The following is a 15903-nucleotide window of genomic DNA, read 5'->3' on the forward strand; positions in this document are numbered from 1 at the left end:
TCTCCTAGTTGCCGGGGACCGGGCGCGACAGTTCGTCGCCACCTACGCCCGGTGGCCGGGTGGCTCCGTTGTCCGGCACGTCGGGACGTGGCGCATTCGCCGAACCGCGTACCTGCAGGGCGGGATCGCTGGTGACGCAGTAGTTGTAGAGCCGGATCCGGGTGTCGGTCATCTTGTCCGTGGGGACAACGGGGATGGTCTCGTACTCGCACGTGGGGCGCGGCCAGATGTCGACCAGCGTATGGAAGGCGTTGTCGTGCGCGGGAATTCCCAACGCCTGCGAGCCGACCCGCAACGCCGGGAACAGAGCCGCGATCGCCGGCGCGCGCAGTTTGGCGGCCTTGGTGATCGCGACGAAGTTCGTCACCAGGTTCGTGATGGGGTCCTGCGTGCGGGATACGAAGCCGCCGAGGGTGCTGAGCTGGGCGGGCCCTTCGTCCAGGAAGTGACGGACTTCTCGGTCGGCTGCGGTCAATTGCTCGAACAGCACGCCGCCCGTGCGGGTCAGTGTCGCGAGGTCCGGTTGCGCGTGTGAGGTCGTCTCCGCGATCACTTCGAGGTTCTCGATCAGTTGCCGGGTCTGCGGGAGCAGATCGCTCAACCCGGCCATGGCGCGGCTGATGCCCGACACCATGTTCCGCAGCTGGTCCGGGCCGCCTGCCAGCGCCTTGTCGAGCTCGTCGATGATCACATTGAGCCGGTCCGGGTTCAATCCGCCGATGAAGCCACTGAGATTGGTCAGCACCGACTGCACGCTGACCGGGACGGCGGTCCGGGAGCGTTCCACCAGCGCGCCATCGGTGAGGTAGGGACCGGTATCGGAGTCGGGGCGGAAGTCCAGGTACTGCTCGCCCGCCGCCGACAGCCGGCCGACGGCGACCGTGCCGCCCACCGGGATCTTCGCCGCCGAGTCGATCTCGGCCACGGCCGCGACACCGCTGCCCGCGACTTTCACCTCACGGACCTTGCCGACCCTGGTACCGCGGAAGGTGACGTCGTTGCCTGCCGACAAGCCGCCCGACGACTGGAGTTCCACCGTCACCGAGTACTTGTCGGACAGTGGATCGATCCGCAGGACTTCGGCGCCGAGATAGGCCGCACCGAGGACGAGCACCACGACCAAGCCGAAGTTCGCCACCGCGACGCGGCGGCGCACCAGCCACTGCCACAAGGGGGAATTCATCGGCCGCCTCCTTGCTGCTGTGGTTGCTGTGGCGGACTGGTGACTCGACCGATCACTTTCTCGATGACCTGGGCCAAGCTGCCGATGAACGCGGGCACGTCGCCGACTTCGGGCAGCCTGCTTCCGCTGGGATCGGTCAAGGCTCCGACACTGAGGTAGGAAACCGTCGCCGCGACGGCCAGAGCCGGGCCGTCCAAACTCGCCATCAGCGATGGGTACAGGGTGTGCAGACCGTCCAGCGTTCCGCCCAGGTCGTCGCCCATCTGGGTGAAGCCCGCCATCAACCGCTGGATGCTGTCGAACAGGCCGACCGCCTGCGGCCCGGTGGTCTCGGTGAAGTCACCCAGCGCGGTCATCGTGACCGAGACCTTGTCGAGCAGGTCCACGATGGACTGATTGTTCTCGGCGAGCAGCGCCAACAGGCCGGGGAAGGTATCGGCGGCGTCGCCCAGTTCCGCTTTCCGCCTGGCCAATTCCCCGGTCAGCACATCGAGGCCGGCCAGGACGTTGTCGATGTCGCCGGTTCGCTGATTCAGCGCGGCGATGACGCTGGTCAACTCGCTGAGCAGATGCGCGAGTTGCGGCGCGCGGCCTGCGAACATCGAATCGATCTCGGAGGTGATCTTCGCGGCCTGGTTGATGCCGCCGCCGTTGATCAGCATCGAGACCGACATCATCAGCTGCTCCACGGACGCGGCAGCCGAGGTGTGCTCGGTGCCGATGACGTCACCGGCGCGCAGATTCTCGCCGTTCGGTGTCGCCCTCGGCAGTGTCATCGCCACGAAGATGTCGCCCAGTGGCGTCGCCTGCCGCAATTCGGCGGTGGTGCCCCGTGGCAGCTGGATGTCTTGCCTGATCAGCATTTCCACCTCGGCGATGAAGTTGGTCGTGCTGATCGCGGTGACGACACCGATGTCGGTGCCACCGATTTTCACGTGCGCGTGATCGGGCAGATTGAGCGCGTCGCGGAAAGCCGCGCGGATCGGATAGCCGGGCGCCCCGATGCCGGGTTTGGGCATCGGCAGATTCGCCACGGTCACGGTGCAGCCTGTCGCGGTGCTCAGCGCCGCGACCAGCACGGACGCCACCGCGGTGCGCCGTAGCGCGTTCGTACCGATCATTTCGAGATCCCCAGAAGCGCAGCGGTGAGGCCGAAGTCGGGCCCGAAGTCCTGGATCTTTCCGGTGCGGCAGCCGTCGAGGCGCATCTGGATCCGTTCGCAGAACTGCGACAGGACCTCGTTGTCGAGCAGGACCTTGTCGGTCAGGGCGTGCAGGCGCAGCGCTTGGTGTTCCCGGCTGACGGCGTTGGACAGATTCTCGAACAGCAGCGGCCCGACGTCGACGATCTCGGTGAGGCCACGGGCGTTGGCGCGCATCTGTTCGGTGATGGTCGTGAAGCGCTCCAGCGCGCCGACGAGCTGATCGGAGTTCTCGCCGACCAGCGTGGAGGTGTTGGTGACGAACTGGTCCAATTGCTGCAGCACCGCTTGCAGACCGGGTGCCTGGTCGCCCAGCAGTTGGACCAATTCGGTGAGGCGGCCGCTGAAGTCGCGGACCGTCCGGTCGTTCTGGGCGATGATCTGGGTGATCTCGTTGAGCTTGATGATCGTGTTCGAGATCTGGTCTTTGTTGGCGAAGGTCACCTCGAAGGCCGAGGACAACGCATCCAGTGTTTCGCGCAGTTTGTCGCCGTTGCCGTCCAGCAGCGGGAACAGGACTCGGCTGGCCATCGGACCGTTCTGATCGTCGCCTTTCAGCGCGGCGCCGAGCTGGTCGAAGTTCTGCAGGATGCGGTCGAGTTCGACCGGTGTCCGCGTCCTGGCCAGCGGGATGTGCGTTCCGTCGGTCAGGACCGGCCCGTCGCCGCTGTAGGCGGGGGCGAGTTCGACATGGCGATTGGTGATCAGCTGCGGCGACACCAGGGCGGCCACGGCATCGGCCGGGATCTTGGTTCCCTTGTCCAAGCTCATGGTGACCTGCACGTAGCTGCCCTTGGCTTGCACCGTGTCGACGCGGCCGACCGGAACGCCGAGCACCGCTACCTCGTTGCCCGCGTAGAGTCCCGCCACGTTCTCGAAGTCGGCGCTGATGCGTACGTGTTCGCCGAGGTACTGCCTCGGCAACGCGGTCAGGCTGTCGGGCACGAGCCCGCAACTCGCGGTGACCAGCGCGGTCACGATCAGCACGCCGAGTTGGGCGAGTCGTCGTGTTCTCATCAGTTGCACCCCTGTACGGCTCGAGCGAAGCACAGCCAGTTGTCCGGGAAGAACCACGGCGCCCACACGTCGCCGTAGGGCCCGTTCCCGACGGCGTTGTTGAACTGCCGCAGAGCGATGGGCATGTTCTCGTAGAGTCGGTCCAGGTTGTCGCGGTTCTTCGCCAACCCCTCCGACATGGTGTTCAGATCGTGGATCAGGGGCGCGAGCTGGCCGTTGTTCTCCAGACCCATCTCCTGCAGCAATCTCGACAGGGCAGCGACGTTGTCGAGCAACTGCTTCAACAGGTCCTGCCGCTTCTGCACGGCGGTGCCGATCGCTTCGCCGCGAGTCAGCAGCAGCAGCACGCTGTTCTGGTTGTCCGAGACGAGCTGGGACACCTGGTCCATGCTCTTCAGCAGCGAGTCCACTTCGTCGCGGCGATCGGTGACGACCTTCGCGAGCGCACCGATACTGTCCAGCGCCTGGACCGCCAGCTGCGGAGAATCCCCCATCTGCTGGTCGACCAGGTCCAGCGCCTGGCGGAGCTTCTGCGGATCGAGACGTTCGATGCGTTCGAAGGAGTTCTTGTACTTCGGGTCCTGGATCACTTTGCTCAGGTTGTACGGCACCGAGGTGTTCTCGATGCGGATGCGGTTGCCCGGCAATCCCTTTCCGTCACCCGGTACCAGGTCCACGTGCAGGCGGCCGAGGATCGTCGACATCTTGATGGCCGCACGCGCGTCCGGGCCGAGGCGAAGATCGCGACGCACCTTCAGCTCCACCGCGACCTTGGTGCCGTCGAGCCGAACCGCCTGCACCGCACCCACTTCGATCCCCGATACGTCCACCGTCGCGCCGGGCCGCAGACCGGCGGCCTGAGCGAACTCGGCGTGAATCGTCTTGTCTCCCAGACGAGCCTGGGTCAGGACACTGGATCCGATCAGGAGAGCCGCCACCGTGGCCGCCGCGATCAGGCCGAGCCGCAGATATCTGTTCCGCAGAAATCCCGGCAAGGGAACGCCGTTTCTCATCGGCACACCTCCGAGTGTGAGTTGCCGCCCACCTGGGAGAACAGCCCCGGAGGCAACAGCACGCCCCACAGGGACACGTCGAGGCTGCACAGATACGCGTTGCCGTAGGCGCCGTTGCTGGTGAAGCGTGCGACGCCGTTGAGAACGGCGGGCAGTTCCACCGCGGCCCGGTCCAGGGAGGCGCCGTTGAGCAGCAGCAGCGCGACGCCGGTGGTCGCGTCGTTCTGCGCCTTCGACAATCCCGGCTTGACCTGCATGATCAGGCGGGTCAGCGAGTCGGTCGTCGCGGCCACCCGGTCGACCGAATGCTTGAGACTCTCGCCTTGCGAGTAGAGCGCCTCGACGAGCGCCCTGGCCTGGGTGAGCAGCGTCTCCAGCTCGCCGCTGCGGTTGGCCAGGCCGCTGATCACCGAGCTGAGATTGCCCAGGACCTCCCCCAGGATCTTGTCGCGCTGCCCGAAGGTGCCCGCCAACTCGGCGGCTTGGGTGATCAGGCTGCTGAGGGACACCTGATTGCCCTGAAGCGCCTGGATCAACGTTTCGGACAGGGAATTGACCTGATCGGGCTGCAGCACGCTGAACAACGGCTCGAACCCGGACAGCAGCGCGGACACGTCGAACGAGGGCTCGGTTCGCTCCAGTGGAATCTGTGCCCCCGCCGCGATGGCGGTGCCCGCGTCCTTGCCCGGCGCGAGGGCGATATAGCGCTGCCCGATCAGGTTCTGGTAGCGCACCAGGGCCTTCGTCGTGGTGGTGAGCCGCTGGCGTTCGTCGATCCGGAAATCGACCTTGGCGCGGTAGCCGTCGGTGAAGTCGATCTTGTCCACCCGCCCGACCCGCACACCCGCCATGCGCACGTCGTCTCCCACGCGCAGTCCCAGGACATCGGAGAAGACCGCCGAATAGCGATGGGTGTCGCCGTCGACCGACCGCTGCAAGGTGGACCAGATGGTGAAGGTGAGCGCGACGGCCACCACCGCGAAAAGGCTGAAGCCCAGCAGCGCCTTGGCTGATTTCATCGGCCCGCCCCCTTGTTGTCGGCGGCGGTCACGGTGACCGATCCACCGGCCAGCACCGGACTCAGCAACAAGTACTGCGCCACGGTCGGCCGCGTTCCCACGATCGCCGCCACGGCGTCGGACCCGCGCAGCGCGATCGGCTGCACCGGAGCACCGGGGGTCTGCGCGTCGGGTGCGACCGGCACGGCAGGACTCGGCGCAGGTGAAAGACCGGGTATGGACGGCAGACCCGGGAGGAAGGGAAGACCGGGAATCGCGGGCAGCTCAGGAAGCACCAGCCCCAGAGCACCCAGTGGCGCCGCCGCAGCCGGTACCGGTGCGGGCCCTGCCGCGTCGAGCCATTTCGGCATCAGCTGTGGCGGGTAGTTCTGCTCGGGCGCCACCTCGGGCACTGTGGCGCCGCCACAACGGGGGCCGTACTGGTCGCCGTAGTGGGGGCAGTCCTGCGCCGTGTACTGCTGGAAGGGCGTGAACGACACGTCCATCTTCCACACCATCTGTTTGGCAGGCCCGAAATGGAACGTGGTGGCCAGCCGTTGCAGCGCCACGTTCAGGTTGGCGGCCGTGTAGGGAATGGCTTCCGGGTCCTTGGCCAAGCTGCCGAACAGGTCGTCCAGCCCGGAGACGAGGAACTTGCCCGCGTCGGGATTGCGAGCGAAGAGCGCGTTGACCGACTCCACTGTCGCGTTCCCGGTGGCGAGCAGGTCGATGAGTTTCGTGCGCCGCTCGGCCAGTGTTCGTGCGGTGGTGACCGATTCCGACAGCACCCCGACCAGTTCGGGAGCCGACTGGCTCAGCGCGATCGACGCTCGCCCGAGATCACCGAGCAGTGCGTCGATGCCCGGCGTCGCCCTGATCTCGGTCAGCCAGTTGTCCAGGCGCTCCACCGTCGAGCCGGGCACGCGTGCCGCGGGGTCCAGCGCCGCCGAGAGGGTGGCCAGCACCCGGCCCAATTTCTCGGGCTGGATGTTCTGGAGCACATTGCGCAGGACATTCAACGTCGTCTGCAGGGCAACTGTCTCGCTGCCGGTGTCCTCCGCGATGGTCGCGCCCCCGCGCAGCGTTCTCGTTTCCGGGCCGTTGTCGACGAGTTCGATCGCGGTGACGCCGAACAGATTGTTCGGAATCACCCTGGCGGTCACGTTCACCGGAATCGTCGACGCGACACCGGGTTTCAGATCGACGCGGGCCTGCTGCTCGGCTCCTCGGGCCACCACGTCGACCCCGGCCACCCGGCCGACGACCATCCCGCGGAATTTGACGTCCGCCCGGCCGGGCAAGCCATCGCCGGTGCTGGTCAGCACGATGGTCACGGGGACCTTGTCCTCGAAGTACCCGGTGTATCGCAGCGCCAGCAGGTACAGCAGGACCGCGACCGTCGTCAGCACCGCCAGTCCCGCGAGGGTCAACTGCCTGGCCGTCGGTCCGCGGCCGCTGGGGTCCAGAATCATTCTCGTCTCACCCCGAAATCCGGAATCCGGGATCGATGCCCCAGATGGTCAATGTCAGAAAGAGATTCGCGAACACCATCACGACGATCACCATCTTGATGGCGCGCCCGGCCGCGACCCCGACCCCTTCCGGGCCACCTGTGGCGACGTAGCCGTAGTAACACTGGATGAACGTCGACAGCATCACGAACACCACTACCTTGAGCAGCGAGAAGAAGACGTCCGTGCCGATCAGGAATTGAAAGAAGTAGTGATCGTAGGTGCCGGCCGCGGTTCCTCCCAGCAGAAGCACCGTGATCTTGGTGGTCAGGTAGGCAGTCGCGAGACCGATGCTGTACAGCGGGATGATGGTCAGCGTCGAGGCGATCATGCGCGTGCTGATCAGATACGGCAGCGGGCGGATGGCGATGGACTCCAGCGCATCGATCTCCTCGGAGATGCGCATCGAGCCCAGCTGGGCGGTGAACCTGCATCCCGCCTGGATCGCGAAAGCCAAGGTCGCGAGAATCGGCGCGAGTTCGCGGGTGGTCGCGAAACCGGAGATCGCGCCGGTGAGCGGGGACATCGTGAGCAGGTTCAGAGCCGTGAACGACTCCATCCCGACGATGATGCCGCCGAACGCGCACAGGATGACCACGACGCCGATCGTGCCGCCACCCACGATGAGTGAGCCGTTGCCCCAGCCGACGTCGGCGGTCAGCCGCGCCACCTCACGGCGATAGTGCTTGAGGACGAACGGGATGGCGATCAGAGCCTGGAAGAACGTGATGGCTTGATGCCCCACACGTTGATTGGCGCGAACGGGCCCGAGTGCGGCTTGCCCGGCGGCGTGCAGCGGCTTCAGCGCCGGGGGCGTGTAACTGCTCGCCATCCTCACACTACTTTCGCGGGGAACAGGGTGTTGTACAGCTGGGTCAGGATGATGTTGGTGGCGAACAACATCAGCGCGGAGCTGACCACCGCCGAGTTCACCGCGTTCGCGACACCACCTGGGCCGCCGTGCGCGTGCAAGCCGATGTCACAGGCGATCACCGCGGTCAGCACCCCGAAGATCGCGGCCTTGACCAGGGCGATGATCAAATCGTTGGCCACCGCGAAGGACGCGAACGAGCTGATGAACGAGCCGGGTGTCCCGGACTGGGCGTAGACGTTGAACATGTACGCGGTCGCGAAGCCGACGAAAACGACGAATCCGCAGAGCAATACGCTCACCAGCACCGCCGCCGCCAGACGGGGCGCGACCAGGCGACGGACCGGGTCGACTCCCATCACCATCATCGCGTCGATCTCTTCCCGGATGGTTCGGGATCCCAGATCGGCACAGATCGCCGAACCGACCGCACCGGCGACCATCAACGCCGACACCAGCGGCGCGCCTTGCCGGATGATGCCCAATCCCGCGACCGCGCCGATGAATGTCGTCGCGCCGACTTGGTTCACCAGAGCGCCGACCTGGATGGAGACCACGACGGCGATCGGAATGGCTACGAACACCGTGGGCGCCGCCGATACGTTGGCCATGAACGCGCACTGCTTGATGAACTCCTGGTAGGGAAACCTTCCCCGGGCCAGCGAGACGAACAGTTGCACGATCGCTTCGCGGCCCAATGTGACTTGCCGGCCCAGCGTTTCCAGCGAGCGCTGGGGGTGGCGTCGCCACAATCCCGAGGCGCTGGCGATGATCTTCTCGAGTTCGCCCGGTTCTCGTGGCGGTCGCTCGTCGGCTGGTGTTCGCAGCGAGGCAGTCACCGGTGGCCGTTCCTTTCCGATTTCCCGTCCGCCGCCGGCGGCCGCCCCCTTCGGGGTGCGGAGCGTGTGCAGTGTTGCACATCTCACAGACGTCGTACAAGTGTTAAGTGATCGTCTATTTCATGTTCGAAGCCAGCCGAAGCACCGTCGCGGACACCCCATCCCTCCCGCCTCCATGCGATGAGCTGGATATACGTGTCAGGTACGGCTCGATGAGCAATCGTCCGAAAAGCAAGAGAAGATTTAAGTAACTAAATATTCTTCATCGCGACAGACGGCGTCCGAGCCGCAGGCGCGGCTAGGCGAGGCCTTCCAGCCAGCGCTGTAGCAGCACCACGAGGGCTACGAGCACCACGCAACCGGCCGCCAGAAGACTGAGCACAGCCACCCAGAGCCCGAAGCGGAGAACGGGATTGACCTTCATCTGCCCACCGAGGATCTTGACCACGATCACCAGGACGTCGATGAGCCACACCAGAGCCATCATCAGGTCATGCACACATTCGAGAAGGTGAGCACGGGCCAGCACACGATCGAGCCCAGGAACGAAATGACCAGATCGAGGCCGTGCATGTCCCGCAGGTGACCGGTGTGGGTGAGGGTCCAGATCACCCCGATCAGCCCATACGGAACGCCGATGATGATGAGGGTGCCGAGGAACTCGGAAACCTTCATCTCGTAACCGAGTATTCGGTCGAGTTTCTTGAGCATGCGTCGATGCATCCTTTCGCTCCGATCCCGCGGCGCCGCGGGTTGGGACACCTGCCGTACCGCAGGTGTCCGCCCGCACCGCCGAACCAAGGGGACCCGAGGCGCTATGTTAGTCACAATTCTTCTCCATATGGAAGCCCTGCGAGCAAATCAGCTCCGATTTGTCCGACTTGAGCAGCACATAGCATCAGTTGAGACGTCCTTCGACCTCGCCATGTTCATAGATATTCTCCACTGCGACCGGAAGATGGGCTACCGGTTCATCTCGAACGTGCCGGCGTAGCTCAGCACCTCGTCGTGCAGACGCGCGGTTCGCCGCTGGTCGATCACCGGTTTGCGCAGCACATTCCGGGCCCAGTCCTGCTGAGCAGGAGTGGAGGAAGCCTTCGAGAACACCCCGAGCGCGTACGCGGAGAAGTCCCGCACGAATACCTCGAAGATCGAATCCACCAGGTCGTCCGACGTCCCGGTGATCTCGGCCTGCTCCAGGATGAGCTGCCCGTAGGGCAGCAGCGTGAACAACTCTCCTACCGCCAGCTGATAGTCCAGGTCCTCCAACTGCGCCGAGGTCGGCGGCGCCTGCACCGGGAACTGGGTGAATTGCTCGGCTTGCTCGACGAACAGCGCCACGTTCGGCAGATGCCGGTAGGGCGCGTACGCGGGCCGCCAGTCGGCGAAGCGAACCTTGCTCAGTCCGGCCGCGCCCGGCTGCCGGAACAGCGACTCGTCGTCGCCGGGATCCCGTCGCACCGGCACCGCGGGCAGTTCTGCCGGATCGAAGAGAAAACTCGGCATGAATTTCAGCGTGAGCGCCATGTTCACGTGGGCGGTGCCCTCCAGCCGGGGCATGGAGTCGATGGTGCCGCGCGCCATCGCGAAGTAGGTGTCCTTCTCGAAACCCTTGGCGGAGATGACATCCGAGAGTTCACGGAACACGCGCTCGGCCTCACGGGTGACCTTCATCTTGCCGATGGAGTTGAACATCACGAAGCGGCGATCCTCCGGCGTCGAGCAGCGCATGTAGTCGATCGCCCGTTCGTGATAGAGGCGCATGGCGTTCATACGCACGTAGCTGTCGGACAGAATCTGCCGCACCTGCGCGAAGTCGGTGACCGGATGCCCGAACAGGATCTTGGCGGAGGCGTGGTTGATCGTCTCGTAGAAACAGTGCTCGGTGATGCCGAGTGCGACCATGCCGATGTTGAACTTGCCACAGTTGACCGCGGCGAGCGCGGCGTCGAATGCCTTGCGGCCCACGTGCAGCACGTCGTCGGCCGATACGGGATAGTCCACCAGATCGTAGGCACTGACGAAGTTCTGGCCGTGGATGACGTTCTTCATCAGCCGGTAGTTCGGGTGCCCGCTGTCGGCGACGAACCAGACGTACGCGTCGGGACCTTCGAGGTCGGTGCGCCTGCCGATGGTCGGCACGATCCGGGCCACGTTGCCGTTGCCGATGTAGTACTTGCTGCCGGTAGCGGTGAACCCGCCCGCCCCGTCGGGGGTGAGCAGCATGTCGGTGGCGTAGATGTCGGCGCCGTGATCCTTCTCCGACAGCCCGAAACCGATGATTCCGCCGCGGTCGAGTTCCTCGGCGGCACGCAGGTGCGCCTTGCCGTTGGCGCTCTGCCAGATGGTGGCGAGACCGAGTGTGGAAACACCCCAGGCGTACCAGTACTGCGGTCCGTAGAAGCCGGTGATCTCGTTGAACCGGGAGATGAACGCGGTGTCCCAGCGCTTGTCCGGGTCGTCGCCCGCGCTCGACCGCGGTGTCGCCATGTAAGCGATGATGCGGCTCTCGGCGAGGAACTCCATCCAGTCCTCGTACCACTCGGCGCGCTGCGCGTCGCCGGTGAGCGCCCGCTTGCCCTTCTTCTCGAAGAAGTCGACCACCGAACGCAACCGAGCCCGCGTGGCGGGATCGAACTCCTCGAACGTCTCGGTTTTCGGATTGAACAGAACCATGGCGAACGCCGCCTTCCAAAGTGATGGCAAGTGCCATCACATTAAGACTGACGACATCTGCCGTCAATCCGTTGGCGCTGCTCACATCCTCAATCCCACAGGTCGCCGCAGGGCAGCGCGGGCAACCCGGCGTCGACGTTGTCGTCGATCGTGACGATGAGCTCCGGATGACTGCTCGCCAAGACCTCGGCCACACTCGCGGCTTGCTCGGCGCACGCTTGGTAGTCCAAGACGAGTGCCCCGGATTCGATATGGATATGTCGAACGTTGTGCGGGATCACCATCTCGACTCACTGCACCATGCATACAAAGGACAGGAACGGCGCCCGCCACGACATCCCTCGCCGACTGCGCCCGAATGTGCCGACCAGCAGCCGTGCGACTGCGCTTTATGTTAATGTATATTCACACTATCAGGACGGCTGCACCGATGGAGTGAGTTGCAGTCTCGACAGGATAGAACCCAGGTACTTCATCGCACCTACCCGCGACGACCGGCGATAGCTCAGTAGCCCGCGTTGCGTAGTCTTCCGGATAAGTTACCCTACATTCGATAGCGAATGCGCATGCCTGGCGCTTACTCTTCGGGAAGGCAACGAAGTGACCACATCGCTGGAGCGCGTCGACGCGGGCGGACGCAGTGCGGCATCAACGGCGCGGCGGCTGGCCGCGCTGCTGTTCGGCGTGGGGGTATTGCACTTCCTCGCACCACGACCGTTCGACTCGGTGATCCCCGCACAGCTGCCCGGCCGGCCTCGGCTGTACACGCACGGCTCCGGCGTGGCCGAACTCGTCGTGGCCGCCGCGCTGGTGACACCGAGAACGCGGCGATGGGGCGGGCGCTCGGCCGCTTGGTTGTTCCTGGCGGTATTCCCGGCCAACATCCAGATGGCGGTCGACTGGCTGCGCGACGACCGGATTCCGGCGCCCCTGAAAGCAGTTGCCCTGCTGCGGCTTCCGCTGCAGATCCCGCTGATCCTCGCCGCACGGAAGGTGCATCGGGCCGACCACGGTCAGCGCTGACGGCGTCCCCTCGCGTGGGCTCTCGTCAGGCCCGCGCCGCGGGCACCAAGCGGGCTCGCGACGTCATCGCGCGCATGCCGGTCTTCACGACATTCGCGTAAGCGGCCGTCGCCGCCCGGTCCGCGGGCTGTAAAGGGATCCCCAGAAGCTCCCGAGTTCGCTCGTGCAGCAACGTCCGTACCGCGAAGTCGGGTAGCACTCGGGGTACCCAGGCGTCGGGTCGCAACAGCTCCGGCGCTAGTTTGCCGCTGTCGGGGGTGACGGCGAGGTCGGTGGCGCACACCGCTTTCAGGTAATCGTTGAAGTCCGCCCATGTCCGCGGCATATGCCGCGCCGAGATTCCGTACCGCCGATACCACTCGCAGCATTCGGCGTACAGCGTCTTCTTCTCGTCGAGACTCAATGGGCGGTCGAAGGTTTCGATGGCCGCGTACAGGGTGTCGACGTAGGTCGCGTGCTGGAAGAAGAACAGCTCGGGCGTCAGGCCGCTGTAGCGTTTGCCCCGGCTGTCGACGCCGTGCACGAGCCCGTGCCCGTACAGGATCGCTGGATGCGGATCGCACAGCGTGTACGCGAGGTAGATCATCCGCGACACCGTCCGCTTCTTGTGCGCCCACAAGCTGCTGGGCGCATGTGCGACGATGGCCGCCGCGACGGACGGGTGCAGGATCTGCAACCCGACCGCACGGGGCAAGGTCAAGGCGAAACGACGGTCGCCGAGATAGCGGCCGAGCAGGGAATCGCGTTCCACCGGAGCGCTTTTCATTCGCGCAGCCTCGCCCGGGCGACGACCGGGACCAGCCACCGCGGGGTCCACCAGTTGGCGATCCCCGCTATCCGCATGGCCGCGGGGACGAGGATGGTGCGGACCAGGACGGCATCGAGGACGACGGCCAGTGCCAGGCCGACGCCCAGGGCGCGCATGATCGAGACTTCGCTGGTGGCGATGCCGACGAAGACCACGGCCATGAGCAGGGCGGCGGCGGTGACGACGCGGCCGGAGCGGGCCGAGCCCACGGCTACGGCGGTGTCGACGTCGCCGCGGGCACGCGGGGAGCGTTCCCATTCCTCGGTGAAGCGCGACAGCAGGAACACCTCGTAGTCCATGGACAAGCCGAAGGCGACGCAGAACAGCAGCACGGGGACGGTGGCGACGGTGTAGCCGGTGGCCGTCGTGCCCAGACCCGCGAGATGGCCCTCCTGGAAGACCCACACCAGTGCGCCGAATGTGGCGGACAGCGAAAGGGTATTCAGAACAAGCGCTTTCACCGGCAACAGGATGCTGCCGGTGAGCAGGAACAGCAGGATGACGGTGGTCACCACGATCCACAGCAATGCGATCACGAAGCCGCGGGAGATGCCGGCCGAGGTGTCGGCTGTCTGCTGTGCCAGTCCGCCGACGAGGACGTCGCCGGGAGCCTCCACGGCGCGCAGCGCGTCGAGTTGGCCGCGGCCCGCGTCGGAATACGGGTTCAGTGCCGTCGCGACGGTCAGGTGCGCGGAGCCGTCGGACCCGACGGCTCCGGTGGCCGGGCCTGCCGACGATCCCGCCGCGTAGACCCCCGCCGTGCCGGTGACGGCGGTGACGTCGGGAACCCGCGACAAGCGCGCGGCGTAGTCGGCGAGCAGCTCGGCCGGCGCGCCGGTGACGACGATGTGCACGGTGCCGGTGATGTTCTGGTCGAACCCGTCTCGGATACGGTCGCCGACCGCGCGGGACTGGGCCTCGGTGGACAGCACCCGGTCGTCGGGCAGACCGACCCGCAGATCGAGGACTGGGGAGCCGGCCAGCAGCAGCACCGCCAGGACCGGCAGCGCGGCCAGCAGCGGACGCCGCTGCACCGCGCGCGCGAGGTGGTAGAGCCGAGTGGTCTCGGCGGGGGCGGCCTCGCGCTGCGGTTTGCGGTTCATGCGCGGTCCGAACAGGGCCAGCAGGGCGGGCACACAGGTGATCGCCAGCACGATGGACAGCACAACGACCGCGACACCCGCGTAGCCGATGGACCGCAGGAAGGCCATCGGGAACACCCACAGCCCGATCAACGCGGTACCGACGATGACACCGGAGAACACGACCGCGCGGCCGCCGTGCCGCATGGCCGAGGAGAGGGCCTGCTCGTGCGGCAGGCCACGACTGATCTCCTCCCGGTAGCGGCCGATCAGCAACAGCGAGTAGTCGATCGCCAGCGCCAGACCGAGCGCGGTGGTGATGTTCAGCGCGAAGACCGACAACTCGGTCAGGAACGTGAGCAGGTACAGCACGCCGGTCGTGCCGACGATCGCGAGCACGCCGACCACCACCGGCACGGCGGCGGCGATGACGCTGCGCAAGAACAACACCAGCAGCAGGAAGGTCAACGGCACCGCGATCCCCTCGGCGAGCACGAGGTCACGGGAGGCGGCGGCGTTGATCTCCTCGAACGCCATCGCCTGACCGCCCGCGCGCACGGTGACGCCGTCGCGGTCGCCGGTGTGGCGTTCGGACAGATCGCGGGCGGCGCGCTGGGCGGTGTCGTCGTCACCGTCCAAGCCCGCGATCACCAGACCGGTGCGGTGGTCACGGCTGACGAGCGCGGCGCCGGTGGGTTCGGTCCAGGACGTCACGGTGCTCACCCGGTCGTCCTGTCGCAGATCGGTGACGATCCTTTCGGCGACCGCGCGTGCCTCGGGTGCGTCCGCGCCATCGGGTGCGTCGACGGCGAAGATCAGCTGCATGTGCGAGACGCCGTGTTCGGCGGCCAGCACGTCGGCGGCGTGCGAGGATTCGGCGTCCGGGTCGACGAAACCGCCCGAGGTCAGCCGGTCGGTGACGAGCGCGCCCAGCATTCCGGAGACGACGAACACGACACTCACGACGACGAACACCACTTTGGGCGCTCGCGCGCACGCTCCGGCGATGCGGGCCACCACGCCGGTATTCCCGGTCTCGGGGCCCGCGGTGTCGGTGGACGTCATTTCCCCTCCGCGGGCAGCCACCAGACGGGCGTGACCTTGTGCCCGGCTCCGATCTCGATGGGCGGATGCGATTGCCAGCCCAGGATTTCGCACATCTGCACCACGTCCCCGGACTTGGCTTCCCCGTAACCGGGCAGGCCCTTGGCCCGCGCCACCCGCATGACGCGCTTGAGCAGCGTCGCGCCGCCACCGAGCGTCCTGGCCCCGACGTACCAGAAGTAGAAGTGCGGTTCGGTGGGATGGGCAGCTTCCACTTTGGCCAGCATCCTCGCCATCAGCACGGTGCGCGGCAGGCCGAGCAGCACGATGGCGGGCAGCCGGAACAGCCACACCCACAGCGGGAACCGCGGACCGGTGCGCTCGTAGGCGATGAGCACGGCCGCGGGCTGCTGATCGGCGCCGAAGGTGGCCTGCAGGTAGCCGCCCAGGCGCGCGCAGATCTCCACCTCGGCGCGGAAGAACCAGTACAGCGCCTTCGCCGCGCGGCCGGGCCGCTTCGGGCGCACGTCCTGCCAGATCGCGTCGTCGGCGAAGGCGTCGGCCAGCACCCGCGCGGCGGCGGCCCGCTGATGCTCGGCGACGTTCGACGGCATCGTCACGGTAGTCATCTCACCCT

16 protein-coding genes are annotated in these 15903 nt (G+C 66.2%); 1 reads left to right on the plus strand and 15 read right to left on the minus strand.

Annotation, left to right across the window (positions count from 1 at the left end; all coding sequences use genetic code 11):
• Nucleotides 1–4 precede the first annotated feature (4 nt).
• From IU450_RS19405 to IU450_RS19460, 12 genes are all read right to left on the minus strand, one after another.
• Nucleotides 5–1183, minus strand: a complete 1179-nt coding sequence (locus IU450_RS19405; RefSeq protein ID WP_195151171.1) for an MCE family protein — start codon at nt 1181–1183, stop codon at nt 5–7.
• Nucleotides 1180–2304, minus strand: coding sequence for an MCE family protein (locus IU450_RS19410; RefSeq protein ID WP_195151172.1), 1125 nt, complete (start codon nt 2302–2304; stop codon nt 1180–1182). Before IU450_RS19410 ends, IU450_RS19405 begins: the two co-directional genes overlap by 4 nt.
• The gene (locus tag IU450_RS19415; RefSeq protein WP_195151173.1) at nt 2301–3401 is read right to left on the minus strand and encodes an MCE family protein; all 1101 of its coding nucleotides are present in this window, start codon (nt 3399–3401) and stop codon (nt 2301–2303) included. The genes IU450_RS19410 and IU450_RS19415 overlap by 4 nt, the downstream gene beginning before the upstream one ends.
• Nucleotides 3401–4414, minus strand: a complete 1014-nt coding sequence (locus tag IU450_RS19420; protein WP_195151174.1) for an MlaD family protein — start codon at nt 4412–4414, stop codon at nt 3401–3403. The genes IU450_RS19415 and IU450_RS19420 overlap by 1 nt, the downstream gene beginning before the upstream one ends.
• Nucleotides 4411–5433, minus strand: coding sequence for an MlaD family protein (locus IU450_RS19425; protein WP_195151175.1), 1023 nt, complete (start codon nt 5431–5433; stop codon nt 4411–4413). The genes IU450_RS19420 and IU450_RS19425 overlap by 4 nt, the downstream gene beginning before the upstream one ends.
• Nucleotides 5430–6884, minus strand: coding sequence for an MlaD family protein (locus tag IU450_RS19430; RefSeq protein WP_195151176.1), 1455 nt, complete (start codon nt 6882–6884; stop codon nt 5430–5432). Before IU450_RS19430 ends, IU450_RS19425 begins: the two co-directional genes overlap by 4 nt.
• 7 nt (nt 6885–6891) lie before the next feature.
• A complete protein-coding gene (locus IU450_RS19435; RefSeq protein ID WP_195151177.1) occupies nt 6892–7755 on the minus strand; it encodes an ABC transporter permease in 864 nt (287 codons plus the stop codon).
• Nucleotides 7756–7757: 2 nt separating this feature from the next.
• Complete coding sequence (locus IU450_RS19440) at nt 7758–8567, minus strand: ABC transporter permease (protein WP_324197746.1); 810 nt, start codon at nt 8565–8567, stop codon at nt 7758–7760.
• 364 nt (nt 8568–8931) lie between these two features.
• Nucleotides 8932–9120, minus strand: coding sequence for a hypothetical protein (locus IU450_RS19445; protein WP_195151179.1), 189 nt, complete (start codon nt 9118–9120; stop codon nt 8932–8934).
• Entirely contained in the window at nt 9120–9344 is a 225-nt protein-coding gene (locus tag IU450_RS19450; protein ID WP_195151180.1) for a hypothetical protein, read from the minus strand. Before IU450_RS19450 ends, IU450_RS19445 begins: the two co-directional genes overlap by 1 nt.
• A gap of 252 nt (nt 9345–9596) precedes the next feature.
• Complete coding sequence (locus IU450_RS19455; RefSeq protein WP_195151181.1) at nt 9597–11309, minus strand: acyl-CoA dehydrogenase family protein; 1713 nt, start codon at nt 11307–11309, stop codon at nt 9597–9599.
• 89 nt (nt 11310–11398) lie between these two features.
• Nucleotides 11399–11593 (minus strand): hypothetical protein, encoded by a 195-nt coding sequence (locus IU450_RS19460; protein WP_195151182.1) that lies wholly within the window; start codon nt 11591–11593, stop codon nt 11399–11401.
• Between the two features lie 328 nt (nt 11594–11921).
• Here IU450_RS19460 and IU450_RS19465 point away from each other — a divergent pair, with 328 nt between their 5' ends.
• Nucleotides 11922–12332 (plus strand): hypothetical protein, encoded by a 411-nt coding sequence (locus IU450_RS19465; RefSeq protein WP_195151380.1) that lies wholly within the window; start codon nt 11922–11924, stop codon nt 12330–12332.
• 25 nt (nt 12333–12357) lie between these two features.
• Here IU450_RS19465 and IU450_RS19470 read toward each other — a convergent pair whose 3' ends face one another.
• From IU450_RS19470 to IU450_RS19480, 3 genes are read right to left on the minus strand one after another with little or no spacing between them, the layout of a single operon-like run.
• Nucleotides 12358–13098: an oxygenase MpaB family protein gene (locus tag IU450_RS19470; RefSeq protein WP_195151183.1), complete on the minus strand. Its 741-nt coding sequence runs from the start codon at nt 13096–13098 to the stop codon at nt 12358–12360.
• Complete coding sequence (locus IU450_RS19475) at nt 13095–15287, minus strand: MMPL family transporter (RefSeq protein WP_195151184.1); 2193 nt, start codon at nt 15285–15287, stop codon at nt 13095–13097. Before IU450_RS19475 ends, IU450_RS19470 begins: the two co-directional genes overlap by 4 nt.
• A complete protein-coding gene (locus tag IU450_RS19480) occupies nt 15284–15895 on the minus strand; it encodes a hypothetical protein (RefSeq protein WP_195151185.1) in 612 nt (203 codons plus the stop codon). Before IU450_RS19480 ends, IU450_RS19475 begins: the two co-directional genes overlap by 4 nt.
• Between the last annotated feature and the right edge of the window lie 8 nt (nt 15896–15903).

This window comes from Nocardia abscessus (assembly GCF_015477775.1).
GTDB classification, from domain to species: Bacteria; Actinomycetota; Actinomycetes; order Mycobacteriales; family Mycobacteriaceae; genus Nocardia; species Nocardia abscessus_A.